Raw genomic sequence first — 19,822 nt, forward strand, 5'->3', positions numbered from 1 at the left:
AGCTCTCTCTAAGAGCCATCCTTACTCCCTACTCCCTACTCCCTACTCCCTTCTGCCTACTCCCTACTCCCTACTCCCTACCCCCTACTCCCTACTCCCTACTTCCTACTCCCTACTCCCTACCTCACCACCCTCACCACCGTCCGGTCCGACACCAGCGGCAACAGCCGCGCCATTGTCCGCGCTGTCACCGCCACGCAGCCTTGCGTCGGTGTGAAGCCTGGGCGCGCCAGATGGAAGAAGATGGCGCTGCCGCGGCCGCGCCGGCGCGGCGCCATGTTCCAGTCGAGCACAAGGCAGGCGTCATAGAGGCGGTCGTCGCGCCGCATTCGCTCATGGCTGGCGCCATAGGGGATTTTCACCGGCCGGTTGTAGTTGCGGTCGTCCGGCACCTCGCACCAGCCGAGATCGGCGCCGATCGGCGCCATCGCCAGCTGGGTTTTGCGGCCGGCCGCGAAATGATCGCCCCGAAAATATCCTGACAAAATCCGCATCTCGCCAAGCGGCGTCGCACCGTCGCCTTCGCGCTTATTGGCCGAGATGCCGCCGCGTCCGAGCGCACAGGCAAACACCTTGCTGCCGGCCTGCAATATCCCCTGGCTGGGGTTGCCCGGCCTCGCCCGAACCACCAGCACACGCAGCCTTTTCGGCAAAATTGCGCCGGCTGCATTGCGATCGCGTTTTTTCTTGTATGATCGTGTCACGGAACAAATCACTGTGATCGGACTGTTGCGCCGGTCAGCTTCCGCATAAATGGGAGGCGGTCAACTGAAAATTCTTTTCAAAACAATGGATTGATCCATGACATCACGTACCATTCTGATCGTTGACGATGATGGCGACCTGCGCGGAACCCTCGTCGAGCAACTGGCCCTTTACGAAGAATTCGACGTCTTGCAGGAAGCGACCGCCGCCAAAGGCGTCGCCGCGGCGCGCGGCGGGCTCATCGACCTGCTCATCATGGATGTCGGACTGCCCGACATGGATGGCCGCGAGGCGGTGAAGATCCTGCGCAAGGGCGGCTACAAGGCGCCGATCATCATGCTGACCGGCCACGATACCGATTCCGACACAATTCTGGGCCTCGAGGCCGGCGCCAACGACTATGTCACCAAGCCGTTCCGCTTCGCCGTGCTGCTCGCCCGCATACGCGCACAACTGCGCCAGCACGAGCAGAGCGAGGACGCCACCTTTTCGGTCGGGCCCTACACGTTCAAGCCCAGCCAGAAGCTTCTGATCGACCAGCGCGGCGGCAAGGTGCGGCTGACCGAGAAGGAAGCCTCGATCATCAAATATCTCTATCGAGCCGACCAGAAGGTGGTGACGCGCGACGTCCTGCTCGAGGAAGTGTGGGGCTACAATTCCGGCGTCACCACGCACACGCTGGAAACTCACGTCTACCGGCTGCGCCAGAAGATCGAGCGCGATCCTTCCAATGCTGAAATTCTTGTGACAGAAAGCGGCGGCTACAAGCTGGTTCCTTAAACTTTTCATTGTTCGATAAGCGGTCGGGGCGGGACTGTTTCGGTGAGGATCCGGCTGGGGGAGCCTGGATCGGCCCGTTGCGCAGATTGAAGTGTTAGAGCGTCCTTTGCGCGTTCAATTGGACACGCGGCGCTCTAAGGGAGGGATTGGACTGACCGTTCGGGGACGCAGCTAGAGATGGCGCTGGATGACGACATCCGCATCCTGTCCGCCGTGAAGCTCTTTGAGGGTTTCACGCAGGAACAGCTGCGCCTGCTCGCCTTCGGCGCCGAAGCCACCCATCTGCAGGCCGACCGCAAGCTGTACCGCGAGGATGACGAAGCCGACTCAGCCTATATCGTGGTCAGTGGCCGCATCGTGCTCTACCGGGAGCAGGATGGCGACCGCATCCCGATCGGCACCGCCGGCCCCGGCACGATCCTCAGCGAACTGGCGCTGATCGCCGACTCAAGACGGCTGACCAGCGCCTCGGCCGAGACCGATTCGGAAGTGATAAGGTTGAGCCGCAAGATGTTTCGCCGCATCCTGGAGGAATATCCCGAGGTGGCGGTGAAACTGCACCAGCGCATCCTCGATGATTTCCAAGCCATGATCGCCCGCATCGAGAAGCTGGCGCCAAGGTTTGGCGGGTAGGTCCCCGCGACCGCGCTCACGCTTGGGTGTGTCGAGATTCAGGTCAGGCCGAGTCGAAAATGGCTGATACCGAGAACCGGAGCGGAGCGTACTCAAAGTACGCACCGGAAGCGCAGGTATCGGCCATTGCAGGCCGGCCTCACCTGAATATCGGCACGCCTAATCCAGGTCGAACCGCGCAATCACCGGCACATGGTCCGAGGGCCGCTCCCAGCCACGCGCCTCTCGCAGGATCTCATAGCCGGCAAAGCTCGGCACCAGGTTCGGTGACGACCAGACATGGTCGAGCCGGCGGCCGCGGTTTGAGGCTTCCCAGTCCCGCGCGCGATAGCTCCACCAGGTGTAGAGCTTCTGCTCTGGCGGCACGTCGAGCCGCATCAGGTCGACCCAGTCGCCGGCGATCCGCATCGCGTCGAAATTTTGCGTCTCGACCGGCGTGTGGCTGACGACGTTGAGCAATTGCTTGTGCGACCAGACATCGTGCTCCTGCGGCGCGATGTTGAGGTCGCCGACCAGGATCGAAGCCGACACCTCGTCATGCGCGGCGTGGATGGCGTTCATCTCGGCAACGAAATCGAGCTTGTGGCGGAACTTGCGGTTGATCTCCGGATCGGGCTCGTCGCCGCCGGCCGGCACGTAGAAATTGTGGACCAGGATTGCCTTGCCGCCGGCCTGCACCTTGACCGACAGATGCCGGCTGTCATCGATCTCGCAGAAGCGCCGTTTCTCGACAATCTCGATCGGCCGCCGCGCCACCGTCGCAACGCCGTGATAGCCCTTCTGGCCATGGAATGCGATGTGCTCGTAGCCGGCCTTGCGGAACGCCTTTTCCGGAAACAGCTCGTCGGGAACCTTCGTCTCCTGCAGGCAAAGCACATCGGGCGCCTGCTCCGTCAGCAGCCGCTCGACGATCGGCATGCGCAGGCGCACGGAATTGATGTTCCAGGTGGCGATGGAGAAGGGCATGCGGCGATCCGAACAAGGTCGCCGATCTACTGCCAGCCGAGCGCCACAAACACAAGCCAGCCTTTGCGGGCGGCGGCCCTGATTCAGGTCAGGCCGAGTCGAAAATGGTGGTCTCCGAGAACCGGAGCGGAGCGTACTTAAACCACGTGAGCACCGGAAGCGCAGGAGATCGCCATTGGCAGGCCGGCCTCACCGCATCTAGCGCTGGTTGGTGTTCAGCTCGCGGTTCGCCGCATAGTCGATGGCAAAGGTGTCCGCAGGGAAGCTGACGCCTTCCTTGGTGTTGTAGATCATCACCGTGGTGTCCTTGCCCTGCGCGTCGGTGATGGTCCACTGGCGCAGATCATAGGATTTCGGATCGAACATCATAGTGATCTTCGAATTGCCGAACACCGACTTGTCGGCAAGCTGGATGGTGGTGAGGTCGCTCTCTTCCTTGATCGATTTGACGCGGCCGCCCGAGAGGTCGATCTTGGTGTCGAGCAACAGCTTCAGCGGTGTCTTCGACAACGGATAGAGATCGGACGTTTTCAGCCGCTTGTTGAGGATGACCACCGACTTGCCGTCGGAAATCACCCGGAAATTCGACTTGCCGTCATAGTTGAAGCGAATCTTGCCTGGCCGCTCAAGGAAGAACTTGCCGCCGGTCTGCTGGTTGTTGGGGCCGAACTGGACGAACTCGCCGCTCATCGATTTGACCGAGGAGAAATGGTCGGCGATCTTTTGCGCCGTCGGCGGCACCGCCGCCTGCGCCGAGGCCAAGAGCTGGAACCCCGGCACGACGTTGATGGCCGCGGCGCCGGCAAGCATCAGGCCAAGGCCGAGCAACTGGCGACGGTTTGGAGCGAAATCGCTGATCGCGGAAAGATCGTTTTTCATGCCGGTCACTCTCGTGTGGTGTGTGTCTCGTTGCAGTCCGTGGACCCCCAGTTAGACTTAAGTTTGGCGGCCGGACAGCGCTCAGTCGCTGTAACGCGCCAAAAGGTTCAAGGTTGCCGCCGGGCCGTATCGGCTGATCAGAACTTGTCGTCCTCGGTCGGCACCAGGATTTCGCGTTTGCCGGCATGGTTGGCCGGGCCGACAATGCCTTCCTTCTCCATCTTCTCGATGATCGAGGCGGCGCGGTTGTAGCCGATGCCGAGCCGGCGCTGGATATAGCTGGTCGACGCCTTGCCGTCGCGCAGCACGACCGAGACCGCCTGGTCGTAGGGATCGTCGGAATCCTCGAAATTGCTGTTGCCGCCACCGCCAGCGCCGCCCTTGCCCGACGGCTCGTCATCGTCCTCGCCGTCATCCTCGGTGATGGCGTCGAGATATTCGGGCACGCCCTGCAGCTTCAGATGGGCGACGATCTTCTCGACCTCGTCGTCGGCGACGAACGGGCCGTGCACGCGCTGGATGCGGCCGCCGCCGGCCATGTACAGCATGTCGCCCATGCCGAGCAGCTGCTCGGCGCCCTGCTCGCCCAGAATGGTGCGGCTGTCGATCTTCGACGTCACCTGGAAGGAGATACGGGTCGGGAAATTGGCCTTGATGGTGCCGGTGATGACGTCGACCGACGGACGCTGCGTCGCCATGATGACATGGATGCCGGCCGCGCGCGCCATTTGTGCCAGGCGCTGCACCGCGCCTTCGATGTCCTTGCCGGCGACCATCATCAAATCGGCCATCTCGTCGATGATGACCACTATGTAGGGCATTGGCTCGAGATCGAGGTTCTCGGTCTCGTAGATCGCCTCGCCGGTCTGGCGGTCGAAGCCGGTCTGCACGGTGCGCGAGATTTTTTCGCCCTTCTTTTCAGCCAACTGCACGCGCGCGTTGAAGCCGTCGATGTTGCGCACGCCGACCTTGGACATCTTGCGGTAGCGGTCCTCCATCTCGCGCACGGTCCATTTCAACGCCACCACCGCCTTCTTCGGGTCGGTGACCACCGGCGTCAGAAGGTGCGGGATGCCATCATAGACCGAAAGTTCCAGCATCTTCGGGTCGATCATGATCAGCCGGCAGTCCTGCGGCGTCAGCTTGTAGAGCAGCGACAGGATCATGGTGTTGATGGCGACGGACTTGCCGGAGCCGGTGGTGCCGGCGACCAGCACATGCGGCATCTTGGCGATGTCGACGATCACCGCCTCGCCATTGATGGTCTTGCCCAGCGCCAGCGCCAGCTTGGACTTGGTCGTCTCGAAATCGCGGCTGGCCAGGATCTCCCGGAGATAGACGGTCTCGCGCTTGGCATTCGGCAATTCGATGCCGATGGCGTTGCGGCCGGGCACCACGGCGACCCGGCAGGCAATGGCGCTCATCGAGCGGGCGATGTCGTCGGACAGGCCGATGACGCGCGACGATTTGATGCCGGGCGCCGGCTCCAACTCATAGAGCGTGACCACCGGGCCGGGCCGTACCGCGATAATCTCGCCCTTGACGCCGAAATCCTCCAGAACGCCTTCGAGCAGGCGCGCATTCTGCTCCAGCGCGTCCTTGGACAGGCTGGCGTCGCGCACCACGTTCTTCGGCTCCGACAGGAAATGCAGCGACGGCATTTCGAATGTTTCCGAGCCGATCAGCGAGGTCTGCGCCTCGCGCTGGATGCGCGCGCCGGGAGCGGGACGCGGCGCAGGTGCGGCGACGCGGGTCGCCGCATCTGACCGGAAGTTTTGCACCTTGCCGTTCGGCGCGGCACGGCGCTGGACCGGCTCGTCGTCGAGTTCGACCTCCTCGTCGCCATTGTCGAAACCGGCATCGAGGACGTCGTCATCGTCCGGATCGACGGAAACGCTGCGGTCATTGACCATGGCGGCGAAGAATTCCGGCTCGACGCGGGCGCGGCCATCCGGGCTCATCCGCGCTTCGGCGAATTCCGCCGATTCGACCCGTTCGGCGGCGCGGCGCCATGCGGTGGAGCGCTGCTCCATCTCCGGCTCGAACTCGTCGCGCTCCTGCTGGCGGCGCACAGCCCGGCGATGCATCCAGGCGCGGAAAGACAGCCACCAGTGGGTAACGGCGCCGAGCGCCAGTATCCCCTCGTCGCCCTCGTCCTCGTCTTCGTCGAAGAGCAGGTCGTCCTCTCGGGGATCGGGCTCCGCGGTGCGCTCCATGACGGCAAAGCCGTTCTTGCGCGCAATCAGCGCCGAGCCATAGGCAAACAGCCACAGCGCCGGCGCAATGAGCACCATGGCAATGATGCTGGCAACGATGCCGGTCGGGTAGCCGCCAATGACCACGCCCGGAATATTGAGCACCATGTCGCCGAACACACCGCCGAGGCCGGTCGGCAACGGCCACGTCTTGGGCGGCACCACGCAGCCGGCCATCGCCGCCGCGAGCAGCGCGAAGCCGAACCACGCAAGGCCGCGCTTCGGCAGCCTGTCGACGCCGCGCGCCGAAAACAGGAGAAAGCCCCAGATCACCGCCGGCACCAGGGCGGCGACCGCGGCAAGGCCGAAGAACTGCATGGCGAGGTCGGAGAATACCGCGCCCGCATAACCCATGGCGTTGGTGACGATGTTGGCGGTGGCGTGCGAGAAGCTGGGATCGGCGACGTTCCAGGTCGCCAGCGCCGCGACGCCAAAGGCGACCAGCGCAAACAGGCCGGCGCCGACCAGCCGCCCGACCTGGCGCCGCGCGAATGCCTGGATGCCGTGCCCCGTATCGGTCAGCGCGAGCGGTGCTGAAGCCCCTGAACGCATGCTTCGTTCCCCGTCTGTCATGGACTGGCCGGGCGCATGACGCACTCCGGCAGATTCGGATGTCAGACTATCGGGGGGAAGGTTAAGGCCGCATTAACTATACGCACCCAGAGCCACGATCTTGCTCACTCACTGTAGGCAGTCTCAACAGTTCGGAACCAATCCGGTCTACGTCTCCCCGCCGGCGGCCATCACTAGAACGTGATTGCGCAGGGACCGAGGCCTGCCAGCACGGTTGCCAAAAAGAGAGGCCCGGAATGACCCGGGCCTCAAAGCGTGAACTCCTTTCGGGAGCGTCACGACGGGATGGGAGAATGCGGGGCGGCCGAGCCGCCCCGCAAGGCTTACGAGTGGTAGGCCGCTTCGCCATGCGAAGTCAGGTCGAGGCCTTCGCGCTCGGCGTCGGCTGTCGGACGCAGACCGATGATCAAGTCGACGACCTTGTAGAGGATTGCGCTGCCGATGCCCGACCACAGCAGGGTTACCAGGACGCCTTTGCCCTGCGCCAGGAGCTGCGTGGCCGTGCCGGCATAGCCGGCGGCGAAGTCGGCCGTCGAATAGTCGACGATGCCGGCGCCGCCGAGGGCGGGATTGACCAGAATGCCAGTGCCTAGCGCACCGATGATGCCACCGACGCAGTGGACGCCGAAGACATCGAGGCTGTCATCATAGTCGAACGTGTTCTTCACCACCGAGACGAAGAAGTAGCAGACGAAGGTGGCGACGATGCCAAGCACGATAGCGCCCATCGGGCCGGCAAAACCTGCAGCCGGCGTAATCGCGACGAGGCCGGTGACCGCGCCCGAAACAGCGCCGAGCATGGAGGCTTTGCCGCGCAGCAGCGATTCAAGCACGATCCAGGCCACTGCCGCCGCCGCCGTGGCGACGAAGGTGTTGATCATCGCCAGCACCGCATAGGCGTTCGCTTCGAGGTTCGAACCGGCGTTGAAGCCGAACCAGCCGACCCACAGCAATGAAGCGCCGACCATGGTCAGCGTCATCGAGTGCGGCGCCATGATGTCCTTCTTGTAGCCGATGCGCTTGCCGATCATCAGCGCGCCGACGAGACCGGCAATGCCCGCATTGATGTGAACGACCGTGCCGCCGGCGAAGTCGATGGCGCCGAAGCTGAAGATCAGGCCGGACGGGTCGGCATAGGCGCTCGGGCCGCCCCAGAACCAGACCATGTGCGCGATCGGGAAGTAGATTAACGTCACCCATAGGATAACGAAAAGGATCAAGGCGGAGAATTTGACGCGTTCGGCGAATGCGCCGACGATCAGGGCGGGCGTGATGCAGGCGAAGGTCATCTGGAAGACGACGAACACCAGTTCAGGAATGGCGACGCCCTTGCTGAAGGTTTCCGAAAGCGTCGATACGTTGACGCCGGAGAGAAACATCTTCGAAAGGCCGCCGACGAAGGCGTTGCCCGGGGTGAAGGCGAGGCTGTAGCCGTAGAAGACCCAGATGATCATGACCACGCTGGTGATGGTGAAGACCTGCATCAGCACCGACAGCATGTTCTTGGTACGAACCAGGCCGCCGTAGAAAAGCGCAAGGCCGGGAATGGTCATCAACAGCACCAGCACGGTGGAAATCATCATCCACGTGGTGTCGCCCTTGTCGACGGTAAAAGCCGGCGCTGCTGGCGCTGCCGCCGCGACGGCGGGAGCCGCCTCCTGCGCGAAGGCAGCAACCGTGCCCAATGCTCCGAGCGCTAAGGAGCCCAGCAGCGCGGAGCGCGCCACTGACTTCAAGGTGGAAGGTATATTCATTGAACTCTCCATTGGAATACGTGTTCGCCGCTCAAAGTGCGTCGGTGTCTGTTTCGCCGGTACGGATGCGCACCGCCTGATCGATGCCGAAGACGAAGATCTTGCCGTCGCCGATCTGGCCGGTCTTGGCCGCCGCCGTGATGGCTTCGACGGCCTTGTCGACCAGGTCTGTGCTGACCGCGACTTCGATCTTGATTTTCGGCAGGAAACTGACCGCGTATTCCGCCCCGCGATAGATTTCCGTGTGTCCCTTCTGACGCCCGTAGCCTTTGACTTCGGTGACGGTCAGGCCCTGGATGCCGACGGCGGTGAGTGCTTCGCGCACCTCGTCGAGCTTGAACGGCTTGATGATTGCCATCACGATTTTCATAAGGTTTCACCCTTTGCTGTTGCGGTCCCCCGCGTTTGCACACCTTCACCGATCCCAAAAAGCCCGGAGAGTGCCCAACAGGATTCAAGCTCCGTGCCAGTTGCCGAAGCAGGGTGTTAACTCATTGTAAATAAACGGATTGCTCGAGTCCCGGCGGCACGGTGCGCACTGTCAACGGACAGTCACTGATTAAAAAGTAGGCAATTTTTCGAAAATGCCTATTCGGCAGGCGGCCGTTTCAGCCGGATCAGGCCTTCCTGGGCAACCGAGGCGATCAGCGTGCCGTCGCGGGCAAACAGCGAGCCGCGGGTGAAGCCGCGCGACCCCTGCGTCGACGGGCTGTCCTGCGTGTATAGGATCCAGTCATCGAGCGGATGGCTGCGATGGAACCACATCGCATGGTCGAGGCTCGCCGCCTGGATGTCGCGGTCGAAAATGGCGCGGCCGTGCGCAAAGGTCGAGGTGTCGAGCAGCGTCATGTCGGAGAGGTAGGCAAGCACCGCCGCCTGGATGCCGCGGTCGGCCGGCACCGGGCCGGTGGTGCGGATCCAGATGTTCTGCTGCGGCTCCAGCTTTTCGCGGCTGGTGTAATGCTTCAGCATCACCGGCTTCATCTCGATCGGCCGGTCACGCTCCCAGTAGCGCTTGATGCCGTCCGGCACCGCCTCGCCGAACTTGCCCAGCAATTCGCGCTGCGACAACAGGCTGTCGGGCGGCGGCACGTCGCGCGGCATCGGCAGCTGATGCTCAAGGCCAACCTCGTCCTGCTGGAACGAGGCTTCCAGCGAAAAGATCGCCTGGCCGTGCTGGATCGCCACCACGCGCCGCGTGGTGAAGGAACCGCCATCGCGGATGCGGTCGACCTCGTAGACGATCGGCACCTTGGTGTCGCCGGGCCGCATGAAATAGCCGTGCAGCGAATGCACGTGGCGCTCGGGCTCGACGGTGCGCTGCGCGGCGACCAGCGCCTGGGCGATGGTCTGGCCGCCGAAAACGCGCTGCCAGTCGAGCTTGGGGCTGCGACCACGGTACAGATTGTGTTCCAGCTGCTCGAGGTCGAGAATGCTGAGAAGCTCGTCCATGGCCGCCGTCATGCTTCGTGACCTCGCCGTAAGATGCTATGGCGGTTTCCGACAGGAATGGCGGGCAGTCAAGGCCGGAATGCCCCAGTGGGCGGGGATGGTCGAGACTTCGAAAGGAATTGACATGGCGAACCGCAACACGGACGCAAAAACCCCGCTCGACGTGCTGGTCGCTGGCGCCGGCTATGTCGGCCTCGCCGCCGCCGTGTCGCTGAAACAGGCGCGGCCGGGCCTCGCCGTGGCGGGCGTTCAGGCTGCCCCCGCCGGCGGCTGGCAGAAGGACCGCCGCGCCTCGGCGATCGCCGCCGCCGCCTGCCGCATGCTCGACCAGCTCGGCGTCTGGCAGGAAATCGTCGGGCAATCGCAGGCGATCACCGAGATGATCGTCACCGATTCGCGCACCGCCGATCCGGTGCGTCCGGTGTTTCTCACCTTCGATGGCGAGGTCGCGCCGGGCGAACCGTTCGCCCACATGGTCACCAACAAGGACCTGAACGGCGCCTTGCGCCGCCGCGCGCAAAAGCTCGGCATCGACATCATCGAAGGTGTCGCGGTCGCATCGTTCGACGGCAATGGCGCCGGCATCACCGTGCATCTGGCCGACGGCGCGGCGATTAAGGCGCGGCTGCTGGTCGCCGCCGACGGCGTCAATTCCAAATTGCGCGACATGGCCGGCATCAAGACGGTGAAATGGGAATATGGCCAGTCCGGCATCGTCTGCACGGTGGCGCATGAGCGCCCGCACAATGGCCGCGCCGAAGAGCATTTTCTGCCGGCCGGCCCGTTTGCAACGCTGCCGCTCAAGCCCACCGAGGACGGCACCAACCGTTCGTCGCTGGTCTGGGTCGAACGTTCCGAGGATGCCGAGAAGCTGGTCTCGGGCGACGACCTCGTCTTCGAGCAGGAGCTTGAAATGCGCTTCGGCCTGAAGCTCGGCGAAATCCGCGTCACCGACAAGCCGCGCGCCTGGCCGCTCGGCCTGACCATCGCGCGCGCCTTCGTCGCCCCGCGCGTAGCACTTGCCGGCGACGCCGCGCACGGCATCCACCCGATCGCCGGCCAGGGCCTCAATCTCGGCTTCAAGGATGTGGCGGCCCTTGCCGAAGTGGTGGTCGAGGCCGATCGCTTGGGACAGGATATCGGCGCGCTCGACGTGCTCGAGCGCTACCAGCAATGGCGCCGCTTCGACACGGTGCAGATGGGCGTCACCACAGATGTGCTGAACCGGCTGTTTTCCAACGACATCGGCCCGCTGCGCCAGCTCCGCGACATAGGCCTCGGCCTTGTCGAACGGATGCCCAGGCTGAAGGAGTTCTTCATCCGCCAGGCGTCGGGGTTGTCCAACGGCACACCACGGCTGCTCAAGGGTGAGGCGATTTAGGCCGGGAATGAGTGCCGCTTTGTCATAGACGCGGCTCGGCTCCTGACATCAGCCGCGCAATGTTGGCGCGGTGGCGCACGATCACGTAGATGCCGCCGGCGATGACCAGCAACCGGTAGGGCAATGGTTGTCCCATGCCGCCGACGAGGGCGATCGCGGTGAGCGCCGCCAGCATCGAACTCAGGGACACAATTCGGGAAACTGCCAACACCACGGCAAATGCCGTCGCCGCGCCTAGGCCCACAGGCCAGGACATCGCCAACAAAACACCCAACCCCGTCGCAGCCGATTTGCCGCCGGTGAAATTCAGCCAGATCGAACGGCTATGCCCAAGCAAAACAGCGAGTCCGGCCAGGCATACAATCCAAGGAGCCCAAACGGGCATATCAGATATTGCCGACGGCGGCGTTGCGGAGGACCAGAAACAAAACCAACGGGCAAAGATGACCGCTGCCGCCCCTTTCAGCACGTCCACCAGAAGCACCACCAATGCTGGCCATTTCCCGAGTGTGCGCAATACATTTGTCGCACCGGTGGACTTGGAGCCGTGCTCCCGGATATCGATGCCCTTAAGCAGTTTCCCCGCCAGATAGCCGGCAGGCGTAGAGCCGATAAGGTAAGCGGCAGCCGATCCTACCACGCTCGCTATCCAGAATGACATGCGCCCGGGCTGTTTCTCAGTTGACCTCAAACCCCAGCTTCTGCCGCAGTCGCAGCATGCGTTGGTCGGCGACCTTGAAACTCTGCTCGCCGCTCTTGGCAACACGATCCAGCATCTGCAGCAGATCTTCGCGCTCATGCGGATCGAGGCGCTCGCGCAGGAAGGGCGCCAGCTTGTCGATGACGATCGTCGTGTCGTCGATCTGCGCCGCGGCCCATTTGGCGTAGACGACGGCTTCATCGGTCTTCTTCTGGTTGTCCGCAATCTGCGAGATCACCTCGCGGATGACCGTTTCGCGCTTCGGCAGGATCGGGCCGTGCTCCGCTGCCAGTGCGGTGATCAGCGTTGCCGCCGCCACCACCGGATCGTCGATCGCCGTCAGCGGCGACAGCGCCGCCTGCTTGCGCAGCTTCTTGCGCCTTATGTTGCCCTGGACGCGGCCGACGACGTCGGCGACCTCGCGCGCGGCTTCGTTCATGGCCTTCATGCGATACCACCAGAACGCCCCGGCTCCCAGCACGCCGAGAATAGCAATCAGGAAAGGCATGTCGAATTCCCCCGAAAATTGCGGCGACGATAGGAGAACTCCGGCGTTGCTTCAACACGCAAGAATTGTATCTGATGAGAAAACAGAGCTGGCCCCCTAATCATCCAGACGCCGAGATCGGACGTCCTGGGTTCAGGTCGCTCGTCACGGGCACTAATGATGCAACCGCTTAGCGATAACGCCGACTTCGCGTCGAGCGCGGTGCCCATTATGACGATCCGTTCGGCCACTGCAATGCGGCTGTCGGCGCGGTGACGCCGGCCTGGGACGATCCGATGTTCCACCCGTTTCTCTACGGGTCGTGGCAAGGGGCGGAATACCGCGCCGGCTTCTACGGCCTTGCCGGCTGGCACAAGGAAGGCCATATGCTGCGCGCGCTGTTCGAGGGCGTGATGTTCGAGCATAGGCGCCACATCAATGTCCTGAAGGACGCCGGTGTCAGCTTCGACAAGGCGGTCCTGTCCGGCGGCGGCTCGCGCAGCGAGCACTGGCCGCAAATCTTCGCCGACGGGCTTGGGGTGCCGATCACCGTGCCTGAGGCGCGCGAGACCGGCGCGCTTGGCGCGGCAATCGGCGCCGGGGTCGCGGCCGGCCTGTTCGCCGACTATGAGGCCGGCGTCGACGCCATGACCCGGTCAAGCGCCGCCTACCGTCCGAACCCGGCCATGCAGGACCATTACAACAGGCGTTATCGCGCCTATTGCGGCCTTGCCGATACGCTGCGATCGTTCTGGGCCGAACACGCCGCAGAACCGAGTAGAACACCGCCGAGTAAACCACCGCAATGACCCAACGGCTCGATGGCGACTACGACTACATCATTGTCGGCGCAGGCACCGCCGGCTGCGTGCTGGCCAATCGCCTGAGCGAAAACCCGGCGACGCGCGTGCTGCTGCTCGAGGCCGGCGGCAGCGACAATTATCACTGGGTGCATATCCCGGTCGGCTATCTCTATTGCATCGGCAATCCGCGCACCGACTGGATGATGAAGACTGCCCCCGAAGCCGGCCTGAACGGCCGCTCGCTGGTCTATCCCCGCGGCAAGGTGCTGGGCGGCTGCACCTCGGTCAACGGCATGATCTACATGCGCGGCCAGGCGGCGGACTACGATGGCTGGCGGCAGATGGGCAATGTCGGCTGGGGCTGGGACGATGTGCTGCCCTACTTCCTCAAATCCGAGGACCATCATGGCGGCAAGACCGAGCTGCATGGCTCCCGCGGCGAATGGAAAGTGGCGCGGCAACGCCTGTCGTGGCCGATCCTGAACATCGTGCAGGAGGCGGCCAAGGAATTCGGCATCATGCCGCGCGAGGATTTTAACGACGGCGACAATGAGGGGTCCGGCTTCTTCGAAGTCAACCAGAGCAAGGGCGTGCGCTGGAACACAGCCAAGGCATTCTTGCGCCCGGCGCTGCGACGGCCGAACCTCAGGCTGGTCGTCAACGCGCATGTCGAGACGGTGTTGTTCGAGGGCAAGCGTGCTATCGGCGTTTGTTATCGCGTCGGCGGCCAAACCATCGAGGCAAAGGCCAGGAGCGAGGTGCTGCTGACCGCCGGCTCGATCAACACGCCGAAACTGCTGGAGCTTTCCGGGGTCGGCGAGCCGGATCGCCTCGCCGCGCTCGGCATCGATGTGGTTCACGCCAGCCCCGATGTCGGCGAGAACCTTCAGGACCATCTGCAGATCCGCACTGTCTACAAAGTGTCGTCGGCGCTGACGCTCAACACGCTAGCCAACAGCCTGAGCGGCAAGGCGAAGATCGCGCTGCAATATGCCTTTGGCCGCTCGGGACCGATGTCGATGGCGCCGAGCCAGTTCGGCATGTTCTCGAAATCCGATCCGTCGATGGCGACGCCGGACCTGGAGTACCACGTCCAGCCCTTGTCTACCGACCGGCTGGGCGACCCGCTGCACCCGTTCCCGGCAATCACCATGTCGGTCTGCAATCTGCGGCCCGAGAGCGTCGGCTCGGTGCATACCACGACGCGCGAGCTGGCCGTGCAGCCGGAGATCCGGCTGAACTACCTCTCTACGGCGCGCGACCGCGAGATCGCGCTGCGTTCGGTGCGCCAGGCGCGCAGCATCATGACCGCCAAGGCTCTTGCCGGCTTCCATCCGGAAGAAATCCTGCCTGGTCTCGCCCACCAGTCGGACGAGGACCTGCTGCACCAGATCGGCTCGATCGCGACGACCATCTTCCACCCGGTCGGCACCTGTAGGATGGGTGTCGACGGCCGCGCCGTCGTCAGCCCGGACCTGCGCGTGACCGGTGTCGAGGGCCTGCGCGTCGTCGACGCCTCGATCATGCCGCGCATCGTCTCCGGCAACACCGCCTCGCCAGTGGTGATGATCGCCGAGAAGGCGGCGGATATGATCCGCCGGCCTGCATGACCTCGCCGCTGCTGCCTTACGACCCCGGCACGTCGTAGATCGCCCTGACTTCGACGGTGCCGATTTCGGCCAGCGGAATTTTGCCGGCGATCTCCAGCGCCTGTTCGAGAGTGTCGGCTTCGATCATGACGAAACCAAGCAACTGCTCCTTGGTTTCGGCAAACGGACCGTCAGTGATCAGCCGCTTGCCTTGGCGCCGCCGCACCGTCTTCGACGTCTTCACCGATTGCAGCGCCTGCGCGATGATCAGCTTGCCTTGCTGGTCCAATGATCGGTCATAGGCCATCGAATCGGCGTCGAGCTTGGCCAGACGCTCCGGCGTCATGGCATGGAGGTCCTTTTCCTCGCCGTAGACCAGACAGACATATTTCATTTCCAGCTCCCTTGCTGTGACGAAGCATATGCGATCACGGCGCCGGCGGCATCCCTGCCGGCAGCAGCGTGGTCGAGCACGCAGACCGCAATGCCGATCACAGCGACCGCAGCAAGCAGCCGGCCGAAGCCGGAAGGTCGCGAGCAGTCGATCTCGTGTAGACGCGCGCTTTTGTCGGCGTCGTTCCAATGGGCAGAAAACAGATTGTTCATCTTGGATCTCCATCCGCCACGAGAATCCGTGGACGCTCGCAGGACGGCCGGCGCCGATGCAAGTCGACATTTTTGCACGCACATTTTTCAGAAAAAATTTGCAGGGCACGCCGGCGTCGCATCCGGCCGAAACAGCGCGGTGGTCTTCCCCTGCCGCCGCGCTATAGTTGGAGGGAACGCCGCGTGGCCGGCGCTGTCGCTGTAATCAAGGAGAATTTTATGGACCGCACCGCAAACGCCGTCTGGAAAGGCAATCTGAAGGAAGGCAAGGGCACGCTCGACAGCCAGAGCGGCACCTTGAAGGGCACGCCCTATTCGTTCAAGGCTCGCTTCGAGGACGAGAGCGGCAAATCCGGCACCAATCCCGAAGAGTTGATCGCGGCGGCACACGCCGGCTGCTACGCCATGCAGCTGTCGCATTTCCTGGCCGAGAACGGCACGCCCGCCACTGAACTCGACGCCAAGGCGGTGGTGACGCTGGTCCCCGGCACCGGCATCACCGGCAGCGCCATCACCCTGATCGGCAAGGTACCGGGCATCGATGCGGCGAAGTTCAAGGAATTGGCCGAGAAGGCCAAGGCCGAATGCCCGGTTTCGAAGGCGCTCGGCGCCATCAAAGTATCGCTCGACGCGAAGCTGGGGTGAAACGAAGGGATTCGAAGTGAGAAACGCCGGCTTAACGCCGGCGTTTGCATTTTCAGAGGCCAGCGATCCGTCGCGCCAACGCTCCGGTGATAGTTAAGCCCCCAGCGCATCAAGCCGGGCGCGAAGCGCTGCGACTTCCTGCTCCAGCGATTCAATCCTTGCTTCCAGGTCAGAGGCCGGCAGGACCGGCGAACTCCGTTGTGCAGAGAGGGCAGCAACGTCCACGGGGCCGGCGAGCAGATGCACAAAACGGTCCTCGCGCTGCCCCGGCCCGCGCGGTATTTCCTGGATAAGCGGCGGTCGGCGGCCGATCAGCATGTCGAGTTCAGCGCGCAGGTCTTCGATCGACGAAACCCGCGCCATGCGCTCAGCTCGCGCCAGCAGCTCATGCACCGTCTGCGGACCGCGCAGCAAAAGCAGGCCGATCACCGCGGTCTGCGGCCTCGTCAGCGAGAAGCGCTGCGCCATCTGATGCTCATAGCGCTCGACGCGCGAGCCGAACATCTGCCGCACCAGCCCCTTCTGCTCGAGCAACTTCAGCGTCCGATGCACCTCTGTCGGCTCGAGCGCCATGACAGGCTCGCGCGCCGTCTTCTGGTTGGCGGCTGCAAGTGCTGCATTCAGCGTCAGCGGATAGACATCCGGCGTCAGCTCCTTCTTCTCGATCAGGCAGCCGAGCACACGGGCTTCGACGGGATTGAGGATTGGAAGCTCTTCGCTCATTGGGTTGAGTATCCTTTCTAGCGCCGGCGAGACAGCGCCCACCTCTCTGTCCTACCGGATATCTCCCCACGCGGGGGGAGATCGGCAGCTTCGCCGACAGCGCGCCATCCTTCAACCTTGGAGATTGGCGAAAGCCGCGATGACGGCCAGTCTCCCCACCCGTGGGGGAGATGTCCGGCAGGACAGAGGGGCGCGCGAAGGATCGCCGCGTTCGAGATTGCCGCGAGCGAACTCGCCTCAACTAAACCCGCCGCTCCACCATCATCTTCTTGATCTCGGCAATCGCCTTGGCCGGGTTGAGCCCCTTCGGGCAGGTCTGGGCGCAGTTCATGATGGTGTGGCAGCGGTAGAGCCGGAACGGGTCTTCGAGATCGTCGAGCCGTTCGCCCGTGGCTTCGTCGCGGCTGTCGATCAGCCAGCGATAGGCCTGCAGCAACGTCGCCGGGCCGAGATAGCGGTCGCCGTTCCACCAATAGCTCGGGCACGAGGTCGAGCAGCAGGCGCACAGGATGCACTCGTAGAGCCCGTCGAGCTTTTCGCGATCCTCATGGCTCTGCAGCCATTCCTTGGCCGGCTCTGGCGACACTGTCTTCAGCCATGGCTGGATCGAGGCGTGCTGGGCGTAGAAATTGGTGAGGTCGGGCACCAGATCCTTGACCACCTGCATATGCGGCAGCGGGTAGACCTTGACGGCGCCGGAAATGTCGTCGCAGCCCTTGGTGCAGGCCAGCGTGTTGGAGCCATCGATGTTCATGGCGCAGGAGCCGCAAATGCCTTCGCGGCATGAGCGGCGCAAGGCAAGCGTCGGATCGATCTTGTTCTTGATCCAGAGCAGCGCATCGAGCACCATCGGCCCACAATCGTCCATGTCGACGAAATAGGTGTCGATGCGCGGGTTCTCGTCATCGTCGGGCGACCAGCGGTAGATGCGGTATTCCCGCAGGTTGGTGGCGCCCTCCGGCTTCGGCCAGGTCTTGCCCGGCTGCACCTTGGAGTTCTTGGGAAGCGTGAGTTCGACCATTACCTCAGGTCCTTTCGGATGACGAGCTTCGGCACCATGGTCAGTACACCCTGGCCTTGGGCGCGATCTTGGCGAGGCTGATGCCGCCGTCCTTTTCCGCCACCAACGGTTCGGTGTGCACCGGACGATAGCTGAGGCTCACCTGGCCGTCCTCGCTTAGCCGGGCCAGCGTATGCTTGCGCCAGATAGTGTCGTCGCGGGCCGAGAAATCTTCGCGCGCATGCGCGCCGCGGCTCTCCTTGCGCGCCTCGGCGCCGTAGACCGTGGTGATGGCGTTGGCCATCAGATTTTCCAGCTCCAGCGTCTCGACCAGATCGGAATTCCAGATCGTCGAACGGTCGGAGACTTTCAGGTCCTTGAGCTCGGTCCATATCTGCGAAATGCGCTTGCAGCCGTTTTCGAGTGACTCCTGTGTGCGGAACACGGCCGCGTCTTCCTGCATCGCCTTCTGCATTTTCTCACGCAGAACGGCGGTTGGCGTCGACCCATTGGCGTGGCGCAGCCGGTCGAAGCGATCCATGATCTTTTCGACCGAGGCTTCGTTGGGCGAAGGGATCGCCGAATTACGGTCGATGACCTGGCCGGCGCGGATTGCGGCGGCGCGGCCGAACACCACCAGATCGATCAACGAGTTCGAGCCCAGCCGGTTGGCGCCGTGCACGGAGGCACAGCCGGCCTCGCCGACCGCCATCAGCCCGGGTGACACCCGGTCAGGATTCTCGACCGTCGGGTTCAGCACCTCGCCCCAGTAATTGGTCGGCACGCCGCCCATATTGTAGTGCACCGTCGGCAGCACCGGGATCGGCTCCTTGGTCAGGTCGACGCCGGCGAAAATCCTGGCCGATTCCGAAATGCCCGGCAGCCGCTCATGCAGCACGGCCGGATCGAGATGATCGAGATGCAGGAAAATATGGTCCTTGTTCTTGCCGACCCCGCGGCCTTCGCGGATCTCCAGCGTCATGCAACGCGAGACGACGTCGCGCGAGGCCAGGTCCTTGGCCGACGGCGCGTAGCGTTCCATGAAGCGCTCGCCCTCGGAATTGACGAGATAGCCGCCCTCGCCGCGCGCGCCTTCGGTGATCAGGCAGCCGGCGCCATAGATGCCGGTCGGATGAAACTGCACGAACTCCATATCCTGCAGCGGGAAGCCGGCCCGTGCCGCCATGCCGCCGCCGTCGCCTGTACAGGTGTGCGCCGACGTCGCCGAGAAATAGGCGCGGCCATATCCGCCGGTCGCCAGCACCACCATCTTGGCGGAGAAGCGATGGATGGTGCCGTCGTCGAGGTTCCAGGCGACGACGCCGGTGCAGGTGCCGTCCGGTTCCATGATCAGGTCGAGCGCAAAATACTCGATGAAGAACTGTGCATTGTTCTTCAGCGACTGGCCGTAGAGCGTGTGCAGGATGGCGTGACCGGTGCGGTCGGCGGCAGCACAGGTGCGCTGCACCGGCGGGCCGTCGCCATAATTCATCATGTGTCCGCCGAACGGCCGCTGGTAGATCTTGCCCTCTTCGGTGCGCGAGAACGGCACGCCGTAATGCTCGAGCTCGTAGACCGCCGCCGGTGCCTCGCGCACCAGATATTCCATGGCGTCGACGTCGCCCAGCCAGTCCGAACCCTTGACGGTGTCGTACATGTGCCACTGCCAGGAGTCCGGACCCATGTTGGACAGCGACGCGGCAATGCCGCCTTGTGCCGCCACCGTGTGCGAGCGGGTCGGGAACACTTTGGTGATGCAGGCCGTGCGCAGGCCCTGCTCGGCCATGCCGAGCGTGGCGCGCAGGCCGGCGCCGCCGGCGCCGACGACCACCACGTCGAACTTGTGGTCGACAAAGGTATAGCCGGTGGCCGATTTCGCGTCCTTGGACAA

The 19,822-nt window shown here is 63.6% G+C and carries 19 protein-coding genes and 1 pseudogene; 6 read left to right on the forward strand and 14 right to left on the reverse strand.

Features of this window, described 5'->3' with window-relative positions:
- Positions 1-119: 119 nt before the first annotated feature.
- Positions 120-656, reverse strand: a complete 537-nt coding sequence (locus NKH35_RS20045) for a L,D-transpeptidase family protein (protein WP_245264527.1) — start codon at positions 654-656, stop codon at positions 120-122.
- 145 nt (positions 657-801) lie between these two features.
- Here NKH35_RS20045 and NKH35_RS20050 point away from each other — a divergent pair, with 145 nt between their 5' ends.
- Together NKH35_RS20050 and NKH35_RS20055 are read left to right on the forward strand one after the other, a co-directional pair.
- Positions 802-1,485 (forward strand): response regulator transcription factor, encoded by a 684-nt coding sequence (locus NKH35_RS20050; protein ID WP_352916013.1) that lies wholly within the window; start codon positions 802-804, stop codon positions 1,483-1,485.
- Positions 1,486-1,662: 177 nt separating this feature from the next.
- Positions 1,663-2,118, forward strand: coding sequence for a cyclic nucleotide-binding domain-containing protein (locus NKH35_RS20055; RefSeq protein ID WP_023730228.1), 456 nt, complete (start codon positions 1,663-1,665; stop codon positions 2,116-2,118).
- A gap of 159 nt (positions 2,119-2,277) precedes the next feature.
- On the opposite strand, the gene xth is transcribed toward NKH35_RS20055, so the two are convergent.
- From xth to tesB, 6 genes are all read right to left on the reverse strand, one after another.
- Positions 2,278-3,084: an exodeoxyribonuclease III gene (gene xth / locus NKH35_RS20060; protein ID WP_023698380.1), complete on the reverse strand. Its 807-nt coding sequence runs from the start codon at positions 3,082-3,084 to the stop codon at positions 2,278-2,280.
- A 198-nt stretch (positions 3,085-3,282) separates the two neighbouring features.
- Complete coding sequence (locus NKH35_RS20065; protein ID WP_023670496.1) at positions 3,283-3,963, reverse strand: outer-membrane lipoprotein carrier protein LolA; 681 nt, start codon at positions 3,961-3,963, stop codon at positions 3,283-3,285.
- 137 nt (positions 3,964-4,100) lie between these two features.
- Positions 4,101-6,770 (reverse strand): DNA translocase FtsK, encoded by a 2,670-nt coding sequence (locus tag NKH35_RS20070; RefSeq protein WP_352916016.1) that lies wholly within the window; start codon positions 6,768-6,770, stop codon positions 4,101-4,103.
- Positions 6,771-7,114: 344 nt separating this feature from the next.
- Positions 7,115-8,545 carry an ammonium transporter gene (locus NKH35_RS20075; RefSeq protein ID WP_023670498.1) on the reverse strand — a complete coding sequence of 477 codons (1,431 nt, stop codon included), beginning with the start codon at positions 8,543-8,545 and terminating at the stop codon, positions 7,115-7,117.
- Positions 8,546-8,576: 31 nt separating this feature from the next.
- Complete coding sequence (locus NKH35_RS20080) at positions 8,577-8,915, reverse strand: P-II family nitrogen regulator (RefSeq protein ID WP_023670499.1); 339 nt, start codon at positions 8,913-8,915, stop codon at positions 8,577-8,579.
- Positions 8,916-9,133: 218 nt separating this feature from the next.
- A complete protein-coding gene (gene tesB, locus NKH35_RS20085; RefSeq protein ID WP_023687727.1) occupies positions 9,134-10,009 on the reverse strand; it encodes an acyl-CoA thioesterase II in 876 nt (291 codons plus the stop codon).
- Positions 10,010-10,121: 112 nt separating this feature from the next.
- Between tesB and NKH35_RS20090 the strand changes: the two genes are divergently transcribed.
- Positions 10,122-11,378 (forward strand): ubiquinone biosynthesis hydroxylase, encoded by a 1,257-nt coding sequence (locus NKH35_RS20090; RefSeq protein WP_352916019.1) that lies wholly within the window; start codon positions 10,122-10,124, stop codon positions 11,376-11,378.
- A gap of 22 nt (positions 11,379-11,400) precedes the next feature.
- On the opposite strand, the gene plsY is transcribed toward NKH35_RS20090, so the two are convergent.
- On the reverse strand, positions 11,401-12,039 hold the full coding sequence (plsY, locus tag NKH35_RS20095) for a glycerol-3-phosphate 1-O-acyltransferase PlsY (RefSeq protein ID WP_031195597.1): 639 nt from the start codon (positions 12,037-12,039) through the stop codon (positions 11,401-11,403).
- Positions 12,040-12,055: 16 nt separating this feature from the next.
- Complete coding sequence (locus NKH35_RS20100) at positions 12,056-12,586, reverse strand: hypothetical protein (protein WP_023670503.1); 531 nt, start codon at positions 12,584-12,586, stop codon at positions 12,056-12,058.
- A gap of 197 nt (positions 12,587-12,783) precedes the next feature.
- On the opposite strand from NKH35_RS20100, the pseudogene NKH35_RS20105 reads away from it, so the two are divergent.
- Together NKH35_RS20105 and NKH35_RS20110 are read left to right on the forward strand one after the other, a co-directional pair.
- Positions 12,784-13,374 (forward strand): annotated as a pseudogene (locus tag NKH35_RS20105) (FGGY-family carbohydrate kinase); the annotation flags it as partial.
- Complete coding sequence (locus tag NKH35_RS20110) at positions 13,371-14,978, forward strand: GMC family oxidoreductase (RefSeq protein ID WP_023732902.1); 1,608 nt, start codon at positions 13,371-13,373, stop codon at positions 14,976-14,978. The pseudogene NKH35_RS20105 and the gene NKH35_RS20110, both read left to right, overlap by 4 nt.
- Positions 14,979-14,994: 16 nt before the next feature.
- Here NKH35_RS20110 and NKH35_RS20115 read toward each other — a convergent pair whose 3' ends face one another.
- Together NKH35_RS20115 and NKH35_RS20120 are read right to left on the reverse strand one after the other, a co-directional pair.
- Complete coding sequence (locus NKH35_RS20115; RefSeq protein ID WP_023670506.1) at positions 14,995-15,351, reverse strand: YciI family protein; 357 nt, start codon at positions 15,349-15,351, stop codon at positions 14,995-14,997.
- A complete protein-coding gene (locus tag NKH35_RS20120; RefSeq protein ID WP_023687714.1) occupies positions 15,348-15,563 on the reverse strand; it encodes a hypothetical protein in 216 nt (71 codons plus the stop codon). Before NKH35_RS20120 ends, NKH35_RS20115 begins: the two co-directional genes overlap by 4 nt.
- Positions 15,564-15,782: 219 nt before the next feature.
- Here NKH35_RS20120 and NKH35_RS20125 point away from each other — a divergent pair, with 219 nt between their 5' ends.
- Positions 15,783-16,208 (forward strand): OsmC family protein, encoded by a 426-nt coding sequence (locus NKH35_RS20125; protein ID WP_023726055.1) that lies wholly within the window; start codon positions 15,783-15,785, stop codon positions 16,206-16,208.
- A gap of 93 nt (positions 16,209-16,301) precedes the next feature.
- On the opposite strand, the gene NKH35_RS20130 is transcribed toward NKH35_RS20125, so the two are convergent.
- The 3 genes from NKH35_RS20130 to sdhA form a co-directional block, all read right to left on the reverse strand.
- Positions 16,302-16,931: a YceH family protein gene (locus NKH35_RS20130; RefSeq protein ID WP_352916024.1), complete on the reverse strand. Its 630-nt coding sequence runs from the start codon at positions 16,929-16,931 to the stop codon at positions 16,302-16,304.
- 241 nt (positions 16,932-17,172) lie between these two features.
- Positions 17,173-17,952, reverse strand: a complete 780-nt coding sequence (locus tag NKH35_RS20135) for a succinate dehydrogenase iron-sulfur subunit (protein WP_023670510.1) — start codon at positions 17,950-17,952, stop codon at positions 17,173-17,175.
- Between the two features lie 40 nt (positions 17,953-17,992).
- The gene (sdhA, locus tag NKH35_RS20140) at positions 17,993-19,822 is read right to left on the reverse strand and encodes a succinate dehydrogenase flavoprotein subunit (RefSeq protein WP_023828726.1); all 1,830 of its coding nucleotides are present in this window, start codon (positions 19,820-19,822) and stop codon (positions 17,993-17,995) included.

This window comes from Mesorhizobium sp. M1143 (assembly GCF_040318435.1).
Lineage (GTDB): Bacteria > Pseudomonadota > Alphaproteobacteria > Rhizobiales > Rhizobiaceae > Mesorhizobium.

Coding starts and splice junctions, on each gene's coding strand:
- NKH35_RS20050 (WP_352916013.1), top strand. CDS start 802: ATGACATCACGTACCATTCTGATCGTTGACGATGATGGCGACCTGCGC.
- NKH35_RS20055 (WP_023730228.1), top strand. CDS start 1,663: ATGGCGCTGGATGACGACATCCGCATCCTGTCCGCCGTGAAGCTCTTT.
- xth (WP_023698380.1), bottom strand. CDS start 3,084: ATGCCCTTCTCCATCGCCACCTGGAACATCAATTCCGTGCGCCTGCGC.
- NKH35_RS20065 (WP_023670496.1), bottom strand. CDS start 3,963: ATGAAAAACGATCTTTCCGCGATCAGCGATTTCGCTCCAAACCGTCGC.
- NKH35_RS20070 (WP_352916016.1), bottom strand. CDS start 6,770: ATGCGTTCAGGGGCTTCAGCACCGCTCGCGCTGACCGATACGGGGCAC.
- NKH35_RS20075 (WP_023670498.1), bottom strand. CDS start 8,545: ATGAATATACCTTCCACCTTGAAGTCAGTGGCGCGCTCCGCGCTGCTG.
- NKH35_RS20080 (WP_023670499.1), bottom strand. CDS start 8,915: ATGAAAATCGTGATGGCAATCATCAAGCCGTTCAAGCTCGACGAGGTG.
- tesB (WP_023687727.1), bottom strand. CDS start 10,009: ATGACGGCGGCCATGGACGAGCTTCTCAGCATTCTCGACCTCGAGCAG.
- NKH35_RS20090 (WP_352916019.1), top strand. CDS start 10,122: ATGGCGAACCGCAACACGGACGCAAAAACCCCGCTCGACGTGCTGGTC.
- plsY (WP_031195597.1), bottom strand. CDS start 12,039: ATGTCATTCTGGATAGCGAGCGTGGTAGGATCGGCTGCCGCTTACCTT.
- NKH35_RS20100 (WP_023670503.1), bottom strand. CDS start 12,586: ATGCCTTTCCTGATTGCTATTCTCGGCGTGCTGGGAGCCGGGGCGTTC.
- NKH35_RS20110 (WP_023732902.1), top strand. CDS start 13,371: ATGACCCAACGGCTCGATGGCGACTACGACTACATCATTGTCGGCGCA.
- NKH35_RS20115 (WP_023670506.1), bottom strand. CDS start 15,351: ATGAAATATGTCTGTCTGGTCTACGGCGAGGAAAAGGACCTCCATGCC.
- NKH35_RS20120 (WP_023687714.1), bottom strand. CDS start 15,563: ATGAACAATCTGTTTTCTGCCCATTGGAACGACGCCGACAAAAGCGCG.
- NKH35_RS20125 (WP_023726055.1), top strand. CDS start 15,783: ATGGACCGCACCGCAAACGCCGTCTGGAAAGGCAATCTGAAGGAAGGC.
- NKH35_RS20130 (WP_352916024.1), bottom strand. CDS start 16,931: ATGAGCGAAGAGCTTCCAATCCTCAATCCCGTCGAAGCCCGTGTGCTC.
- NKH35_RS20135 (WP_023670510.1), bottom strand. CDS start 17,952: ATGGTCGAACTCACGCTTCCCAAGAACTCCAAGGTGCAGCCGGGCAAG.